Genomic DNA, 16609 nt, shown 5'->3' with positions numbered 1-16609 from the left:
AGTGGTTTATGCAGGGTCGGATGGGGCCTCATCCGGTAGATTGTTACACGGGGGTATTTCGACACCATGAACCGCTTTCCCGATCGTCTTCTGAATGGCTATCGCAACTTCATGTCCGGCCGCTACGCCGAGCAGTCGGCGCGCTACAGGGCATTGGCCGAGACGGGCCAGAAACCGAAGACACTCGTGATCGCCTGTTGCGATTCCCGTGCCGCACCGGAGACGATCTTCGACAGCGGCCCGGGTGAACTCTTCGTTGTGCGCAATGTCGCGAACCTCGTGCCGCCCTATGAGCCTGACGGCAATTTCCATGCGACGTCGGCGGCGCTCGAATTTGCTGTCCAGTCGCTGAAGGTCAGCGATATCGTGGTGATGGGCCATGGCCGCTGCGGCGGTATTTCCGCGGCGCTCGACCCCGATGCCGAGCCGCTGTCACCTGGTGATTTCATCGGCAAGTGGATGGGCATGCTGAAGCCTGTCGCCGAGCAGATCCAGGGCGCTGAAATCCTCACGCAGGCCGAGCGCCAGCGTGCGCTGGAGCGGGTCTCGATCCGCAATTCGCTCGCCAACCTGCGCACCTTTCCCTGTGTCCGCATCCTTGAGGAGCGCGGCCGTATCCAGCTTCACGGTGCCTGGTTCGATATCTCGACGGGTGAGTTGTGGATCATGGACGGCAAGACCGGTGATTTCCAGCGCCCCGGCGCATAAAGCGATTCCGCTTTTCTCCAAAGCGCGAAAACGCTCTATCTTTTTGTTTCCAGGCAATCCCGCTTCGCGCTTTTGCTGGAATTGCTCCAACAAAAAACCCGGTGCGAAGGCTCGCACCGGGTTTTTTCAAAACCGGAGTCTACGACCGGCTCACTCGCCGTCGATTTCCGCGCCGATAATGGCAATTGCGCGCTGGTAGACGCTGGCTGCGTTCCAACCCTGCAATGCGCCGAAATTGCCTTGGCCCGGCTGGTAGCCGCCGCCGGCGCTCCAGCCGTGGCCGCGCAGGAAGTTGGCCGTGGAGGCCAGCGCGTCGGCCTTCGAACCGACGAGGTCGATGCGGCCGTTGCCGTCGCCGTCGACGCCGTACTTCAGGACGTTGGCCGGCAGGAACTGCGTCTGGCCGATTTCGCCATGCGCCGCGCCGCGGGCCGAGGTCGACAGGACGCCCTTCTGCACGAGCTGGAGCGTGGCGTAGAGCTGGGTGGTGAAATAGTCCGAACGGCGGCAGTCATAGGCGAGCGTCGCGACGGCCGAGATCGTGTGTTCCTTGCCCAGGAAGCCGCCGAAACCGGTTTCCATGCCCCAGATGGCGAGCAGCGGGCCGGCCGGCACGCCGTAGCGGGCCTCGATGCGGTCGAAGAGGGCAGCGTTCTGCTTCTTCAGGCTCTTGCCGCGGCGAATGATCGCCTGGCCGCCCCGCTTCTGCATGAACTGTTCGAGCGAGAGCTTGAAGCTCTTCTGGCCGCGGTCGGCGCGGATCGTGGCGCGGGCATAGCTGACATTGGCGAATGCCTTGTCGAGCGTTGAACGGCTGATGCCGCGGCCTGCCGCCTCGTCCTTGAATGCCTCTACCCAGGCCGGAAAACCGCCCCCATCGTTGCCGCAGCTGGCGGCGTTGGCCGCCGCCGGCACTGCTGCCGTGGCGATCATTGCGGCCAGCACCTTGGCCACGCTCTTTGTCATGCCCATGAAAAACCCCGTGATCTCGTCAATTCCGCTGGGGAAGCATGTCATGCTCCCCTGTTTCTGTCACCGCACCTTGCCGTGAACCGTTCCGGCGATGCCGCCGGGACCCGCTTCAAAGCGAAGTCCCGATTGTCCTCTGACGGAACAACCGGGACTTTTATTTAAAATTGATTAAGGGAGCGTTGCCAATTTTCTCGAAAAGGTGGCGAACGCTCCGCTTTTTGTGCCGTCAGGCGGCCTGCTTCTTCGCCTTGATCAGGCCGCGGTTGACGAGCAGCTCCGCGATCTGGATGGCGTTGAGGGCGGCACCCTTGCGCAGGTTGTCCGAAACGACCCACATGTTGAGGCCGTTCTCCACCGTGGCGTCCTCGCGAATGCGGGAGATGTAGGTGGCGTCTTCGCCGGCCGATTCGTAAGGCGTGATGTAGCCGCCGTTCTCGTGCTTGTCGATGACCTGGCAACCCGGTGCTTCGCGCAGGATATCGCGAGCCTCGTCCGCCGTGATTTCCTTCTCGAATTCGATGTTCACGGATTCGGAATGGCCGATGAAGACGGGAACGCGCACGGCCGTGCAGGTGACCTTGATCTTCGGGTCGAGCATCTTCTTGGTTTCTGCGAGAACCTTCCACTCTTCCTTCGTGTAGCCGTCTTCCATGAAGCTATCGATGTGCGGAATGACGTTGAAGGCGATGCGCTTCGTGAACTTCTTCGATTCGATCGGATCGGCGACGAAGACGGCGCGGGTCTGGTTGAAGAGCTCGTCCATGCCGTCCTTGCCGGCGCCGGAGACCGACTGGTAGGTCGAGACGACGACGCGCTTGATGGTGGCGCGGTCGTGCAGGGGCTTCAGTGCGACGACGAGCTGGGCGGTCGAGCAATTGGGGTTCGCGATGATGTTCTTGCGGGTGAACTGCGCGATGGCATCCGGGTTCACTTCCGGAACGATCAGCGGAACGTCGGCGTCGTAGCGCCAGGCCGAGGAGTTGTCGATGACGACGCAGCCCTGCGCGCCGATCTTCGGCGACCACTTCTGCGAAACCGTGCCGCCGGCCGACATCAGGCAAATGTCCGTGTCGGAGAAATCGTAGTTTTCGAGGTTCTGCACCTTCAGCGTCTTGTCGCCGAAGGAGACCTCGGTGCCCTGCGAACGCGAGGAGGCGAGCGCCACGACTTCGTCAGCCGGGAAACCGCGCTCGGAAAGGATGTTCAGCATTTCACGGCCGACATTGCCGGTCGCGCCGGCGACTGCGATCTTGAAACCCATGTCTAAAGCTCTCTTTCTCTGTCTCTCCGCGGGTTCAGGAGGTGAAACCCGTCGGCCATGACGCGGGTTTCGGTCCCCGGCCATACCGGGGAGAGAGCGGTGGCCAGAGACGTCAGACGGTTTTCGTCGTCGTTTTGGCCATTGTTTTGGAAATCGATACGCAATGACGAACCCGCCCGGCGGTGAAGGCCGGAGCGATCATGCGGGCGATGGAAAATCCAAGGCGGTTCATGTCGGTTCCCTTGCGTAGGGTGCTGCATACGCTCATCTGCCGAAGAGTCAAGCCTTGCGTGATGGATCAGGCCTTTCAAGGGCGAGCCCCGTGCTCGACTTAAGTCGTACACCCAAAGTCATAAGCCCAAAGCAGCGCTGATGTCACAAGGCGTTTTCTGCCATCCTTCCATCAGGCGCACCCCGTCCGGCATTTTTAGGGAGAAATTCCGGACCTCATAGGGCTGCCCCGCTACGCCGTTTTTGTGGAGGACAATGAAATGGCAAATGTTTCGACCGTGGGCAACGCCAAGTCGGCGCCCATGACGGGCGAGCAGAAGAAGGTGATTTTCGCCTCGTCGCTCGGCACCGTTTTTGAATGGTACGATTTTTATCTTTACGGCTCTCTGGCGATCTATATCGGCGCCACCTTCTTCAGCCAGTATCCCGAGACGACGCGCAACATCTTCGCGCTGCTTGCCTTTGCTGCCGGCTTCCTCGTGCGTCCGTTCGGCGCTCTGGTCTTCGGCCGGCTCGGTGACCTCGTCGGCCGCAAATACACCTTCCTCGTCACCATCCTCATCATGGGCGTCTCGACCTTCGTGGTCGGCCTCCTGCCTGGCGCGGCCACCATCGGTATCGCCGCCCCGATCATCCTGATCCTCCTGCGCATGCTGCAGGGCCTGGCGCTCGGCGGTGAATACGGCGGCGCTGCGACCTATGTCGCCGAGCACGCGCCGGACGGCAAGCGTGGTTACTTTACCTCCTGGATCCAGACCACGGCGACGCTCGGCCTGTTCCTGTCGCTGGTGGTCATCCTCTCGGTGCAGTTCATCGTCGGCAAGGAAGCCTTTGCCGAATGGGGCTGGCGCATTCCGTTCCTGCTCTCCGTCGTCCTGCTCGGCGTATCCGTCTGGATCCGTCTGAAGATGAACGAATCGCCCGCCTTTGCGAAAATGAAGGAAGAGGGCAAGGGCTCCAAGGCCCCGCTGACGGAAGCCTTCGGCCAGTGGCGCAATGCCAAGATCGCCCTTCTCGCACTGTTCGGCGCTGTCGTCGGTCAGGCCGTCGTCTGGTATTCAGGCCAGTTCTACGCACTGTTCTTCCTGACGGGTGTTCTGAAGGTCGACGGCCAGTCGGCCAACCTGATGGTTGCAGCCTCGCTGCTGCTCGGCACCGGCTTCTTCGTTCTCTTTGGCTGGCTGTCGGACAAGATCGGCCGCAAGCCGATCATCATGGCCGGCCTGCTGCTCGCCATGCTGACCTACTTCCCGCTGTTCAAGGCGCTGACCTGGGCCGGTAACCCGGCGCTCGCCACGGCACAGGAAACGGTCCGTGCGACCGTCACGGCTGCTCCTGGCGACTGCAAGTTCCAGTTCAACCCGACGGGCACGGCGAAGTTCACCACCTCGTGCGATATCGCGACGTCGTTCCTGACCCGCAATTCGGTGCCCTATGACGTCGTCACGACGGCGGCTGCCGGTACGGCGGCAACGGTCAAGATCGGCGAACAGACGATCACCGGCTATGACGCGACGGCTGCGGGCGACCAGGCCAAGGCCCTCGACGCCGCCTTCCAGAAGCAGACCAACATGGCGCTTCACGATGCCGGCTATCCGCTGGTCCGCGGCGCGGCCAAGGTTCCGGAATCGAAGCTCGACGCCTTCGTTGCGGCCAACCCGGAACTCGCCCTCGATGCCGCCGCCATCCGCGCCGGCGAGAAGGCCACCCTGCCGGCGGCGGATCTCGTCTCGGGCAAGCTGCTGACGGCTGATGAAGCTGCCGGCGTCACGGATATGGCCGTCTACACGATCGCTGGTGGCGGCGCCTTCACCATGGTCGCCGATCCGGCAAACGTGAACTGGATCACGATCATTGCCGTGCTGACCGTCCTCGTGATCTATGTCACGATGGTTTACGGTCCGATCGCCGCCCTGCTGGTCGAGCTCTTCCCGACCCGCATCCGCTACACCGGCATGTCGCTGCCCTATCATATCGGCAACGGCTGGTTCGGCGGCCTGCTTCCGGCGACGGCCTTCGCGATGAGCGCGGCCCAGGGCGACATCTACTATGGCCTCTGGTACCCGATCGTCTTCGCAGGCATCACCCTTGTCATCGGCCTTCTCTTCCTGCCGGAAACGAAGGACCGCGACATCCACGCCATGGATTGATCTCCCCCTTCCGATAGTTCATGGCGCGCCCGGCTCGTGGTTTCCACGGGCCGGGTTTTTTATGGGATCCTGGTGGGGAACATGGATTTCGGCAGCGGCCAGCCGCGGTCGTCGAAACGGAAGAGCCATTCCCTGCTGGCGAAGAAGAAGGCTGCGGCGATGGCGGTCCAAAGGCCGAGCAGGAGGCCGGCGGCGACGTCGCTCGGATAATGCGCGCCGACGATGACGCGAGAGGCGCCGATCGCCAGTGCGCCGATGAGGAAGAGTGGGCGCAGCCGGGGCGCCAGCATCGAGAAAGCCCCGAAGAACGCGCCAGCCGCTGCCGAATGGCCTGACGGGAAACTGGCATAGAGATTGTCGTAGGCGAAGGGCGTCAGACTGTAAGCGCCGAGATCGGTGAAGAGTTCGGGGCGCGCCCGGCCGATGATCAGCTTGAAGAGATGCACGAGCGCGCTCGTCGCGCCGATCGTCAGGAAGAAGTAGAGCGACAGCCGTCGCGCCGTTCGTGCCCGGCCGGCAAAGGTTTCGTTCCGGCTCACCCGGCGAGCGATATAGGCGAGGATCACGATCAGGCCCGAACCATAGATCATCCAGGAGAAGGTGCCGAAATCGGTGATGCGCTCGTTGAAGGTCACGATGGCGCCGGGAAGACCCTGGGCGCGCTGCGACAGCATCGGATCGAGAGGAACGAGGGCCACGACGAGGATGGCGGTGGCAGCGAGGATCCAGAGCGAGGAGGTCGCGAACGATCGGTTCATGGGTATCCCTAAAAACAGCGTTGCCTCCATGTGTTGGCGAGAGCCGGTATTTCAAGGGAGGCGAACGAAAAAGGCCCCCGGTGCAGGCGCGCCGGGGGCCTTTTCATGAAAATTTCAGGCTCAGGCCGAGAGCTTCCTGAAGGCGGCGAGGATGGCGTCGCCCATTTCCGCGGTGCCGACCTTGCGGCAGCCTTCGGCCATGATGTCGCCGGTGCGGATGCCGCTGTCGAGCACCTCGGCGATCGCCTTTTCGAGGTTGTCGGCATCCGCGACCATGTTGAACGAATAGCGCAGGCACATGGCGAAGGAGGCGATCATGGCGATCGGGTTGGCGATGCCCTTGCCGGCGATATCGGGCGCCGAGCCGTGCACGGGCTCATAGAGCGCCTTGCGCTGGCCCTTGGCATCCGGCGCGCCGAGCGATGCGGACGGTAGCATGCCGAGCGAGCCGGTCAGCATGGCGGCAACGTCCGAGAGCATGTCGCCGAACAGGTTGTCCGTCACGATCACGTCGAACTGCTTCGGCGCGCGGACGAGCTGCATGCCACCGGCGTCGGCCAGCATGTGTTCGAGCTGGACGTCGGAATAGCTGCGCTTGTGCGTTTCCGTCACCACCTGGTTCCACAGCACGCCCGACTTCATGACGTTGCGCTTTTCCATGGAGCAGACGCGGTTCTGGCGGGTGCGCGCCAGTTCGAAGGCGACGCCGGCGATGCGCTCGATCTCGTAGGTGTCGTAGACCTGCGTGTCGATGCCGCGCTTCTGGCCGTTGCCGAGGTCGATGATCTCCTTCGGCTCGCCGAAATAGACGCCGCCCGTCAGCTCACGCACGATCAGGATGTCGAGGCCTTCGACGAGTTCCGGCTTCAGCGAGGAGGCGTTTGCCAGCGCGGGGTAGCAGATGGCCGGGCGGAGGTTCGCGAAGAGCTTCAGATCCTTGCGCAGGCGCAGGAGGCCGGCTTCCGGGCGGACCTCGTAGGGCACGTCGTCCCACTTCGGGCCACCGACGGCGCCGAACAGCACGGCGTCGGCCGCCAGTGCCTTCTCCATGTCGCCTTCCGAGATCGCCGCGCCGTGGGCGTCATAGGCCGAGCCGCCGACGAGGCCTTCGTCGGTCTCAAAGCCAGCGCCCCGTTCGGCGTTCATATAAGCGATGATCTTGCGGACTTCCGCCATGGCTTCCGGGCCGATGCCGTCGCCGGGCAGAAGGAGGAGGGTACGCGCTGTCATGGGATTGTCCTTGATGTCACGGAATGGTCGCGCGCTTCTTAGCGCAACTTCCGTTCAAGGAAAATCGCCGAAAAGAAAGAATTTTGCGCGGAGCGCTTCGCCTTTCGGCTAGCTTGCGCGCAGGGCCGTGACCTCGATCTCGATCAGCATTTCCGGCCGGATGAGGTCGCAGACCACCATCGTGGCCGCGGGACGGATCGTTCTGAACGTTTCACCGAGGATGGGGAAGATGCGGTCGGCGAAGGCAGCGTCAGTCACGTAATAGTGGCAGCGAACGACTTCGGCGAAGGAGAAGCCGGCCTCCTGCAGAACCTCGCCGATGGTGGCAAGGCAGGTGCGCGTCTGTGCTTCGACGCCTTCCGGCATGGTCATGGTTGTATAGTCGTAGCCGGTCGTCCCGGATACGAAACACCAGTCACCCTGAACGACGGCGCGCGAATAGCCCGCCGTCACTTCGAAGGGAGAGCCGGAAGAGATCAGTCGGCGCATGGCCTTCAAGCCCAGGGGCGCGAGCTTGCGTTCTGCTTCTCGAAACTGTCGATCGAGGTCGCCTTTTCCAGCGTCAGGCCGATGTCGTCGAGACCGTTCAGCAGGCAGTGGCGGCGGAAGGCGTCGATCTCGAAGCCGATGCGGCCGCCGTCGGGACCGGTGATTTCCTGGGCTTCCAGGTCGACGGTCAGGATGGCGTTGGAGCCGCGGCTGGCATCGTCCATCAGCTTGTCGAGGTCATCCTGGCTGACGACGATCGGCAGGATGCCGTTCTTGAAACAGTTGTTGTAGAAGATGTCGGCGAAGCTCGTGGAGATGACGCAGCGGATGCCGAAGTCGAGCAGGGCCCACGGCGCATGTTCGCGCGAGGAGCCGCAGCCGAAATTGTCGCCGGCGACGAGGATCGAGGCGTTCTGGTAGGCCGGCTTGTTCAGCACGAAGCTTTCGTTGACGCTGCCGTCTTCGTTGTAGCGGGCTTCGGCGAAGAGGCCCTTGCCGAGACCGGTGCGCTTGATCGTCTTGAGGTAGTCTTTCGGAATGATCATGTCCGTGTCGATATTGACGACGGGAAGCGGCGCGGCGACGCCGGTCAGCTTGACGAACTTGTCCATGCGAAAACCCTCGAAATGCGGTGATGTCGGTTGGCACAAGCGTTTAGATGAATTTTCCGCGGATTTGAAGGAGAATCTTCCGGAAAGCCGGGCATCAAACGCAAGTGCCGGGCGCGCAAAGCGCCCGGAGCGTCCCTTTCGGGAGCGAACCTTTTTTAGAGGTCGATGATCGTGCCGCGGCCGTCGTTCCAGATGCGCGGTTCGCGCTGGCCCGGCGCCCGGCGATCGTTGCGCGCTGTGGCGCGGACCGGAGCCGGCTGGAGCTTGGCGGCGAGCATGGAACCGAGCATCAGCACGGCGACGATGCCGGCGATAGCGAGGCCCACGGAGGCGGCGAACAGGAAGGTCGCGCCTGCGACAAGCATGGTGAAGACGGTGAAGACGATGGAGCGGATACGCTGCATTTTGATTGACCCTTTCTCTGCGAGAGAATGTGGGGGCGGATTTTGTCCATTGCAAGGCCGAACGCGCGGGATTCGCTGTGCCACAATGTCCTGAGGGCGTGCGCAGTGCCATGGCGCTTGCGGGCTGCGGCAAAGCGCGGCAAAAAGGGCGGATGAACAGGACACCGCATCACCATCCGCTCCGCCTGCGCCGCTCGGTGCTCAGTGTTCCCGCCGTCAATGCGCGGGCGCTTGCCAAGTCCGCTGCGCTCGATTGCGACGCCATCATCTTCGACCTTGAGGATTCCGTGTTGCCGGAGAAGAAGGCGGAGGCGCGTGCCGCCCTTGTCTCACATTTCAAGACGCTCGATCGGTCCAAGGGCTGCGAGCATGTTATTCGGATCAATTCGCTCGACGGGCCCGACGGCGTGCTCGACCTGGAGGCGGTGCTCGATTGCATGCCCGAGGCGGTGCTGCTCCCGAAAGTGTCGGAACCGCAGGATGTGCTGACCGTCGCCGACTGGCTTTCCGAGGCCGGTGCCGACGAAGGGCCGCGCCTGTGGGCGATGATCGAGACGGCGGCGTCCCTCCTCAATCTCCCCGCCATCGCGGAGACGGGCCGTACCCATGGTGGTCGGCTGGATTGTTTCGTTGTCGGTCTCAACGACCTTCGTAAGGAAACCGGCATCGCGGATATTGCCGGCCGGCCGTTCCTCGTACCGTTGCTGTTGCAGGTGGTGGTCGCTGCGCGGGCGTCCGGGCTCGATGTCATCGACAGCGTTTTCAACGATTTTTCCGACGACGAGAATTTCGTGCTGGAGTGCCGACAGGGCCGGCAGATGGGGTTTGACGGCAAGATGTTGATTCATCCGGCGCAGATTGCCGCTGCCAACGAAGCCTATGGCGTTACCGAGGCAGAAGCGGCCGAGGCGTTGGCCGTCGTCTCTGCCTTCGCCGCACCCGACAATGCCGGCAAGGCCGTCGTTGCCCTCGCCGGCCGCATGGTGGAAAAGCTCCATGCCGACCAGGCCGGGCGTATTCTGGCCAAGGCCGATCTGATCAATGAGAGAAAGAAGAAAGCATGAAAGTCTACCGCTTCCTGACTGGTCCCGATGATGCCTCGTTCTGCCACAAGGTGACGCTGGCGCTGAACAAGGGCTGGGACCTGCACGGTTCACCGACCTACGCCTACAATGCCGAGACCAAGCTGATGCAGTGCGGCCAGGCGGTTGTGAAGGACGTTCCTGGCAAGGAGTACACGCCCGATATCAAGCTTTCGGAGCAGTAATCGCGTAAAGCGATCGCGGTGTGTGTCCGTCACATCTTTCGATGAATAATGCCTATTCACCGGCGTGATCCTCGGCCTTGAGCCGAGGAGCCAGGCTTTGGGTCCGGTGTGGATGGTCGCGTCAGGCCCGACCTTGAGCGAGGCGAGGGGACGCCTTGTTGGCCGCCCCAACGCGCGGCGGCTAGCCCGCGGCGATTTCCGCACTCGCCTCGATGCGCTCCATATCGTCGTCCGACAGGCCGAAATGGTGGCCGATCTCGTGGATGAGGACATGGGTGATGATGTCGCCCAGCGTCTCCTCGTTCTCTGCCCAGTAATCGAGGATCGGGCGGCGGTAGAGCGTGATGCGGTTCGGCATCTCGCCGGTCTCGACGGTGAAGCGCTCGGTGATGCCGCGGCCCTCGAAGAGGCCCAGCAGGTCGAACGGGGTTTCCAGCGCCATGTCCTCGAAGACGTCGTCGCTCGGGAACTCGGCGATCTCGATGATCAGGTTGCCGGTGAGTGCGCGGAATTCTTCCGGCAGGTGGCCATAGGCTTCCAGCGCCAGGGATTCGAAGGTGCTGATGGTCGGGGCGTGGCGCGTGCGCCAATCCTCGGTCTGGTCAATGCGGGCCATGGGCTCTCCTTTGCCCGTCATATAGACGATTTCCAGGGTTTTTCGAGGGACGAAATTGCATGCCCCGCGTGCATCGATGCGTGATCGCACCGCTTTGCCGGCCGATTCGACCCCTCGCATCGAAAGCGGATGGCGGCGAGTGTGATGGAATCCGGCGCCAGGGCGGATTTGCAACAAAACGTGATCGGTCAGTTTGCCGCAGTCGGATGGCTTTCCATCGGCAGAGTACGGGCGGTAAGTCCATGAAAAGACGATATTTATAATCAAGATTAGAATGACTCTAAATTAATGAGTCAACAAGACTGACCTGTTCATTCTTGACAGTCAGGGTCGCCTTTTGCTTAATCCCGGAAACTCAGTACTTTGCGTATGGCAGGCGAGACGAAATGCTGGTTTGCAGCTGTAATTTCATCACCCAAAAGGAAATCGTTGACGTGATCAATGGTCTCCTCGACGAGGACTGTTGGCAGCTCATCGTGCCTGCAAAGGTCTATCACGCCATGCAGAAGCGCGGCCGCTGCTGCGGCTGTTTCCCCAATGTCGTCGACATCATCATCCGCACGACCGAGCAGTATCACGCCGGCCGCCACTCGACGGATGACGAGATATTTGATTTCATGACCCGCCTCAAACAATTCCATGAAGAAAACAGGAGAGCGGACCTTGAAAGGCGACAAAAAAGTCATCGAGCAGCTTAACGAAGCGCTCCATCTCGAACTCGGTGCCGTAAACCAGTACTGGCTTCACTATCGCCTGCTGGAAGACTGGGGCTACACGCTTCTCGCCAAGAAGGAGCGCGCCGAGTCGATCGAAGAGATGCAGCACGCCGACAAGCTCGTCGCCCGCATCATCTTCCTTGAAGGCCACCCTAACCTCCAGACCGTCGCGCCGCTTCGCATCGGCCAGAACGTCAAGGAAGTGCTGGAAGCCGATCTTGCCGGCGAATATGACGCCCGCAAGGCTTACAAGAAGTCGCGCGACATCTGTCATGACGCCGGTGACTACGTCACCATGAAGCTGTTCGAAGAGCTGCTGATCGACGAGGAAGGTCACATCGACTTCCTCGAAACCCAGCTGGAGCTGCTCGGCAAGCTCGGCGAGGAAAAGTACGGCCAGCTCAACGCCGCGCCGGCGAACGAAGCCGAATAAGGCGCAAGCCCTACGCCCGATACAGAAAACCCCGGTCTTGCGACCGGGGTTTTTTCTTGGGGCCCATCAGGGTGCCAGATGCGCGAAGGCGGCGACGACCTCTTCGTAGACCCCGCGTTTGAAAGGCACGATCAGGTCCGGCAGGTCGCGCATCGGTTTCCATTCCCAGGCGTCGAATTCCGCAGCGTGGCCGCCCGGCGGCGGGTTGATGGCGATCTCGTCTTCGGCGCCCTCGAAGCGGAAGGCATACCAGCGCTGCGTCTGGCCGCGGTATTTGCCCTTGAGGCCGATGCCGATCAGGTGGGCGGGCAGATCGTAGTTGATCCAGCGGCCGGCATCGCCGAGCAACGAGACGTTGCGGATGCCGGTTTCCTCGTAGAGTTCGCGGTAGGCGGCCTTCAGCGGGTCCTCGCCCTTGTCGATGCCGCCCTGCGGCATCTGCCAGAGCTGCGGCGAACCGTCATATTCGGAGTTGCCGACAGGGATCCGCCGGCCTGCCCAGACCTTGTTCTCGCTGTTCAGCACCATGATGCCGACACAGGGGCGGTACGGCAGGTCCTCGGCCCTGATCACCTTGTCCTTTTCCTTGCCCATCGAAAATTCCTATTGTTTGGCGGGAACCGCTGCGAGCGACGCGACGCCGACGATCTCGATGCCGCGGCCGCTCGCTTCCTCGCACCATTCGCGGATCGCGTCCACACTTTCGTCGAAGGCCGAGGCCATGCCGATCGCCGTGCCGTTGCGCCGGGCGACGCGCTCGAGTTCGTCCAGCTTCTTCAGGATCGCCTCGCGTGAAAGATCGCCGTCGAGCTGGAGATCGGCAAAGGCGTGCGGGGCCTCCACGGCGCCGGCAATGGTGCCGGACAGCGACTGCGCCGAGCTGCCGTCGTCGAGGAAGAGCAGGCCGCGGCTGGAAATGTCCCGGATCACAGGCTCCAGCGCATCGGCATCGGAGAGGAAGCGGCCGCCCATGAAATTGACGATACCGGTATAGTTTGTGACCTGCGCCATGGCGCGGTGCAGCTCGGCAAGGTTCTTGGCTTCGCCGAGATCCGTGCGCAGCGTGTAGAGACCGGGGTCGTTCTGCGGATAGTCGAAGGGCTCCAGCGGCATCTGCAGCAGGATTTCATGGCCGCCACGGCGCGCTTCCTGCATCCAGCGCGACAGGCTGTTGCCGCTGGCGGCGAAGGCAAGAGTCACTTCTCCCGGCAGTTCGCGGATGGCGCGTTGCGTGCCCGTCTGGCTGAGGCCGAGGCCACCGACCACGATGGCGATACGCGTGCCACGCGCGCCGGACCAGGGCCGGGCGTATTGATCCATCGGGCGCGTGCCGTCGAGGCCGATGATCGGGATCTTGCCGTCGGAAGTCTCCTCCAGCAGGTCCTCGTTCGGGAAGGCGGCCGAGCGGGCATCCTGTCCGATGCGGTTCGCCTCGATGATAAGCGGGCCTGTACCGGTGCGCGTGCCGGGTGTGAACGTGCGCACGACAGTGCCGTCGTCGGTCAGCGTTTCCTCGACACGGGCACCGGAAAGGCCGTTCGCGCGGCGCACGCCGTCCGTCGCAGTCGCCGTCTTCTGGTCGGCCTTGCCCTCGGTGGTCGCCTGGGAGGCGGTCTCTTCTGCCGGAGGCGCGTAAGGTGTGGTGCCGAGGCCGCTCGGGGCGGTTGCGGTCCAGCCTGAAAAGCCGATGAGGCCGATGGCGGCAAGGGTGAACAGGATCGTGCCAGCCGGGAACCGCGACGGTCCCGTCGGTCGGGGCCTTGCCTTGCGGTCCTGGCCGAGAGGTGCGTGAATGTCTGTGCCCAAGGTCAGTCCGCGCCGGCCGCTGGAGCATTTCCAGCCGGGGCGGTGCCGCGCCGGCGTCGGAGATGCGGTAAAAACTAGCCTCTAGGGCATGTCGCGCAAAAGCGTGCGGTAGTCAGCGATCACGACATGCGTCTGGTGCATGGAATTCCGGGCCCGCGTGGTCGCGGGCCCGGAGATGGCAGGTTACTTCTTCAGCTCGGCCTTTTCCGGATTGGCCGGGAAGGCCTTGTCGGTCTTCTGGCCGCGCAGCAGTTCCAGCGCATACTGAAGCTGGAGGTCATCCTTGGCTTCCGGCGGGACATAGGCCGAAGAGCCGGAACCTGCTTCCGTTTCGCTCTGGCCCTGGATATGGCCGCGCAGGTTGGATTCGCCGGCAGATTCCAGCTTGCCCTGCAGCTCGGGCGGCAGCGGCTGCTCGACCGTGATGTCGGGGGTGATGCCGGTGCCCTGGATCGATTTGCCCGACGGCGTGTAGTAGAGCGCGGTCGTGAGGCGCAGCGCGCCGGCATCGCCCATCGGGATGATGGTCTGGACCGAACCCTTGCCGAAGGACCGCGTGCCGAGCACGGTGGCGCGGCGCATGTCCTGCAGGGCACCCGCAACGATTTCCGAGGCCGAGGCCGAGCCGCCGTTGACCATGACGATGACCGGCTTGCCGTCGGTGATATCGCCCGGCGTCGCGTTGAAGCGGCGGGTCTCGTCCTCGTTGCGGCCGCGGGTCGAAACGACCTCGCCGCGCTCCAGGAAGGCGTCGGAGACGTTGATCGCCTGGTCGAGCAGGCCGCCCGGATTGAGGCGGAGATCGAGCACGTAACCCTTCAGCTTGTCGGCCGGAACCTCTTCCTTGATCTTGATGATCGCGGCTTCCAGGTCGTCATAGGTCTTTTCCGTGAACGAGATGACACGGAGGTAGCCGACATCGTTCTCGACGCGCGACTTGACGGCCTTCACGGCGATGATGTCGCGCATGATGGTCAGCTCGATCGGCTTTTCGGCGCCCTTGCGGATCAGCGTCAGCTTGATCGGCGTGTTGACCGCGCCGCGCATCTTTTCGACCGCTTCTTCCAGCTTCAGGCCGCGCACATCGGCGCCGTCGATCTTCGAGATGAAGTCGCCGGCAAGGACGCCCGCGCGGGCGGCCGGCGTATCGTCGATCGGGGTGATGACCTTGACGAGCTCGTCCTCCATGGTGACCTCGATGCCGAGGCCGCCGAACTCACCGCGCGTCTGGGTGCGCATGTCCTCGGCGTCCTTCGCATTCATGTAGGAGGAATGCGGGTCGAGCGAGGTGAGCATGCCGTTGATGGCATTCTCGATGAGCTGGTCTTCCTTGGGCGGCGTCACGTACTGCGCACGCACGCGCTCGAAGACATCACCGAAGATGGAAAGCTCGCGATAGGTCGACGAGCCGGCGGCTTCGGCCGGCAGAGTGGCCGTGTTGATGACGCTCATCGCCGTGGCACCCATGAGTGCACCGACGAGAACAAGAGAAGCCCTACGTATCATTGCGTGCCTTTCCAGAATTTTTTGCGGACCACCACGGCCGGGAATCAACCGGTTTTCCGTTCTTTCGGAATTCAATGTAAAGTGTCGGCTTGTCCGTTTCCAGCGTCAAAGCGTTGACACTCGCCACCCTTTTTTCACCCATCACGGCGAGTGGTTCTCCCGCCACGACGAACTGACCCTCCCGCACGCTCACCCGATCCATGCCCGCGAGGACCAGATGGTAACCCTCCCCGGCGTTCAGGATGATCATGCGCCCATAACTGCGGAACGTGCCGGCAAAAACGATCCATCCGTCGGAGGGGGCCGTGACGAGTGCGCCGGGATTGGCCGCCAGCGTAAGGCCCTGCGAATCATGGCCGGTGCCGTCCGCCTCGCCGAATTGGCGCAGAACGTCGCCGGCCACGGGAAAGTCAAGTTTTGCCTGCAGTTCGGAGAATTCATATGCCGGAGCAATGCGGTTTTTGTCGGGCACGCTGTCGCGGGCGAGGGCTCTCGCCTTCTCCCGCTCCGCCTCGCTCAGGTTGCGCCGCTCCTCTTCCTTGGCGCGGGCGAGCGCGGCGGCATCGCGTACGGAGCCAATGTCGCGCTCCAGGCTGCCGATCAGGCCTTCAAGGCTTGTCGCGCGGGCGGCGAGCTCCTCGGCGCGCCGGCGTTCGGCGGCGAGCGTGCGGTTGTTGGTCTGCGTCAGGGCCTCGTTCTGGGCGACGAGCAGTTCGGAGCGCTTTTCCTCCTCGATGCGCAGTTGCATGGCATCGGTCAGCTCCGTTCGCTCGCGGTCGATATCGCTCTTGATGTCCATCAGCGCCGTCAGGTCATCGACCAGCTCTTCCGTTTCCTTGCGGATGCCGGGCACGACCGCGCCGAGGAGGATGGCGCTTCTGACCGAAGACAGCGCGTCTTCCGGGTTGACGAGCAGGGCCGGCGGCGGGTTTCGGCCCATGCGCTGGAGCGCGGCGAGAACCTCCGCCAGGAGGCCGCGGCGCTCGTGCAGCGAGGCCCGAACGCCCGCCTCCCGCTCCCGCATGCCTTCCAGCCGTTTTTCGCCGGCAAGGATCTTCTCTTCCATGCTCTTGCGCATGGCGGCTGACTTGACGATTTCCTCGCGCAGGCTCTGGCGCGTCTTTTCCAGCTTGGCGATCTCGGCTTCGAGCTCTTTCGTCTTCTCTTCGGAAACCGTGATCGACTGGGAGAGCGTTTCAAGCTCGCGCCGCGTACTGTCGCGGCGCAGGGTCAGGGCCGCGGCCGGATCGGGCTCGGCCCTTGGCAGCGAACCGGTCTTTTCCAGCGCGACGCCGGTTTCGTTCGGTTCGGCGGCGATGGGATGGGGGAAAAGGGCCAGCGTCAGGGCAGCACAAAGCCAGGCCGGCCGCAGCACGCGGGCGATGCCTTTCCCTGGATTGACTCTATGGGCTGTCCTCATCGCTCCCCGAACGTCCGTTCTCTCCCGCTCT

The 16609-nt window shown here is 63.0% G+C and carries 18 protein-coding genes; 6 read left to right on the top strand and 12 right to left on the bottom strand.

Translation table 11 applies throughout. From position 1 onward, the window contains the following. The first annotated feature begins 66 nt into the window (after positions 1-66). Positions 67-708: a carbonic anhydrase gene (locus AKG11_RS20945; RefSeq protein WP_023512367.1), complete on the top strand. Its 642-nt coding sequence runs from the start codon at positions 67-69 to the stop codon at positions 706-708. Positions 709-858: 150 nt separating this feature from the next. Here the strand turns inward: AKG11_RS20945 and AKG11_RS20940 are convergent, their stop codons facing one another. Both AKG11_RS20940 and AKG11_RS20935 read right to left on the bottom strand, forming a co-directional pair. Continuing rightward, on the bottom strand, positions 859-1680 hold the full coding sequence (locus AKG11_RS20940; protein WP_037408762.1) for a lytic murein transglycosylase: 822 nt from the start codon (positions 1678-1680) through the stop codon (positions 859-861). A 226-nt stretch (positions 1681-1906) separates the two neighbouring features. Continuing rightward, on the bottom strand, positions 1907-2941 hold the full coding sequence (locus AKG11_RS20935; RefSeq protein WP_023512369.1) for an aspartate-semialdehyde dehydrogenase: 1035 nt from the start codon (positions 2939-2941) through the stop codon (positions 1907-1909). A 491-nt stretch (positions 2942-3432) separates the two neighbouring features. On the opposite strand from AKG11_RS20935, the gene AKG11_RS20930 reads away from it, so the two are divergent. Continuing rightward, on the top strand, positions 3433-5322 hold the full coding sequence (locus AKG11_RS20930) for an MFS transporter (protein WP_050745348.1): 1890 nt from the start codon (positions 3433-3435) through the stop codon (positions 5320-5322). A gap of 59 nt (positions 5323-5381) precedes the next feature. Here AKG11_RS20930 and AKG11_RS20925 read toward each other — a convergent pair whose 3' ends face one another. The 5 genes from AKG11_RS20925 to AKG11_RS20905 form a co-directional block, all read right to left on the bottom strand. After that, positions 5382-6080: a phosphatase PAP2 family protein gene (locus tag AKG11_RS20925; RefSeq protein ID WP_050745347.1), complete on the bottom strand. Its 699-nt coding sequence runs from the start codon at positions 6078-6080 to the stop codon at positions 5382-5384. A gap of 120 nt (positions 6081-6200) precedes the next feature. Continuing rightward, a complete protein-coding gene (leuB, locus tag AKG11_RS20920; RefSeq protein ID WP_023517289.1) occupies positions 6201-7310 on the bottom strand; it encodes a 3-isopropylmalate dehydrogenase in 1110 nt (369 codons plus the stop codon). Positions 7311-7418: 108 nt separating this feature from the next. After that, the gene (locus AKG11_RS20915) at positions 7419-7799 is read right to left on the bottom strand and encodes a RidA family protein (RefSeq protein WP_023517288.1); all 381 of its coding nucleotides are present in this window, start codon (positions 7797-7799) and stop codon (positions 7419-7421) included. Between the two features lie 5 nt (positions 7800-7804). Continuing rightward, a complete protein-coding gene (gene leuD, locus AKG11_RS20910; protein ID WP_050745346.1) occupies positions 7805-8410 on the bottom strand; it encodes a 3-isopropylmalate dehydratase small subunit in 606 nt (201 codons plus the stop codon). 155 nt (positions 8411-8565) lie between these two features. Continuing rightward, on the bottom strand, positions 8566-8814 hold the full coding sequence (locus AKG11_RS20905) for a hypothetical protein (RefSeq protein WP_023517286.1): 249 nt from the start codon (positions 8812-8814) through the stop codon (positions 8566-8568). A 152-nt stretch (positions 8815-8966) separates the two neighbouring features. Here AKG11_RS20905 and AKG11_RS20900 point away from each other — a divergent pair, with 152 nt between their 5' ends. Together AKG11_RS20900 and AKG11_RS20895 are read left to right on the top strand one after the other, a co-directional pair. Further along, positions 8967-9878 (top strand): HpcH/HpaI aldolase/citrate lyase family protein, encoded by a 912-nt coding sequence (locus tag AKG11_RS20900; protein WP_050745345.1) that lies wholly within the window; start codon positions 8967-8969, stop codon positions 9876-9878. Beyond that, positions 9875-10081, top strand: coding sequence for a DUF1737 domain-containing protein (locus AKG11_RS20895; RefSeq protein WP_023517284.1), 207 nt, complete (start codon positions 9875-9877; stop codon positions 10079-10081). Before AKG11_RS20900 ends, AKG11_RS20895 begins: the two co-directional genes overlap by 4 nt. Before the next feature lie 181 nt (positions 10082-10262). Here AKG11_RS20895 and AKG11_RS20890 read toward each other — a convergent pair whose 3' ends face one another. Further along, on the bottom strand, positions 10263-10697 hold the full coding sequence (locus AKG11_RS20890) for a metallopeptidase family protein (protein WP_024271272.1): 435 nt from the start codon (positions 10695-10697) through the stop codon (positions 10263-10265). A gap of 386 nt (positions 10698-11083) precedes the next feature. On the opposite strand from AKG11_RS20890, the gene AKG11_RS33760 reads away from it, so the two are divergent. Together AKG11_RS33760 and bfr are read left to right on the top strand one after the other, a co-directional pair. Continuing rightward, complete coding sequence (locus AKG11_RS33760; protein ID WP_024271271.1) at positions 11084-11395, top strand: (2Fe-2S)-binding protein; 312 nt, start codon at positions 11084-11086, stop codon at positions 11393-11395. After that, positions 11361-11846, top strand: a complete 486-nt coding sequence (bfr, locus tag AKG11_RS20880; protein ID WP_024271270.1) for a bacterioferritin — start codon at positions 11361-11363, stop codon at positions 11844-11846. Before AKG11_RS33760 ends, bfr begins: the two co-directional genes overlap by 35 nt. Positions 11847-11912: 66 nt before the next feature. Here bfr and AKG11_RS20875 read toward each other — a convergent pair whose 3' ends face one another. From AKG11_RS20875 to AKG11_RS20860, 4 genes are all read right to left on the bottom strand, one after another. Then, a complete protein-coding gene (locus tag AKG11_RS20875) occupies positions 11913-12440 on the bottom strand; it encodes an RNA pyrophosphohydrolase (RefSeq protein WP_050745343.1) in 528 nt (175 codons plus the stop codon). Positions 12441-12449: 9 nt separating this feature from the next. Next, on the bottom strand, positions 12450-13652 hold the full coding sequence (locus tag AKG11_RS20870) for a divergent polysaccharide deacetylase family protein (RefSeq protein WP_023517260.1): 1203 nt from the start codon (positions 13650-13652) through the stop codon (positions 12450-12452). Positions 13653-13835: 183 nt separating this feature from the next. Then, positions 13836-15158, bottom strand: a complete 1323-nt coding sequence (locus tag AKG11_RS20865) for a S41 family peptidase (RefSeq protein ID WP_023514275.1) — start codon at positions 15156-15158, stop codon at positions 13836-13838. After that, positions 15148-16578 carry a murein hydrolase activator EnvC family protein gene (locus tag AKG11_RS20860; RefSeq protein WP_037407081.1) on the bottom strand — a complete coding sequence of 477 codons (1431 nt, stop codon included), beginning with the start codon at positions 16576-16578 and terminating at the stop codon, positions 15148-15150. The genes AKG11_RS20865 and AKG11_RS20860 overlap by 11 nt, the downstream gene beginning before the upstream one ends. Positions 16579-16609 lie beyond the last annotated feature (31 nt).

It is taken from the genome of Shinella sp. SUS2, from assembly GCF_001262505.1.
Lineage (GTDB): Bacteria > Pseudomonadota > Alphaproteobacteria > Rhizobiales > Rhizobiaceae > Shinella.
This window is presented reverse-complemented; position numbering and strand designations above follow the sequence as displayed.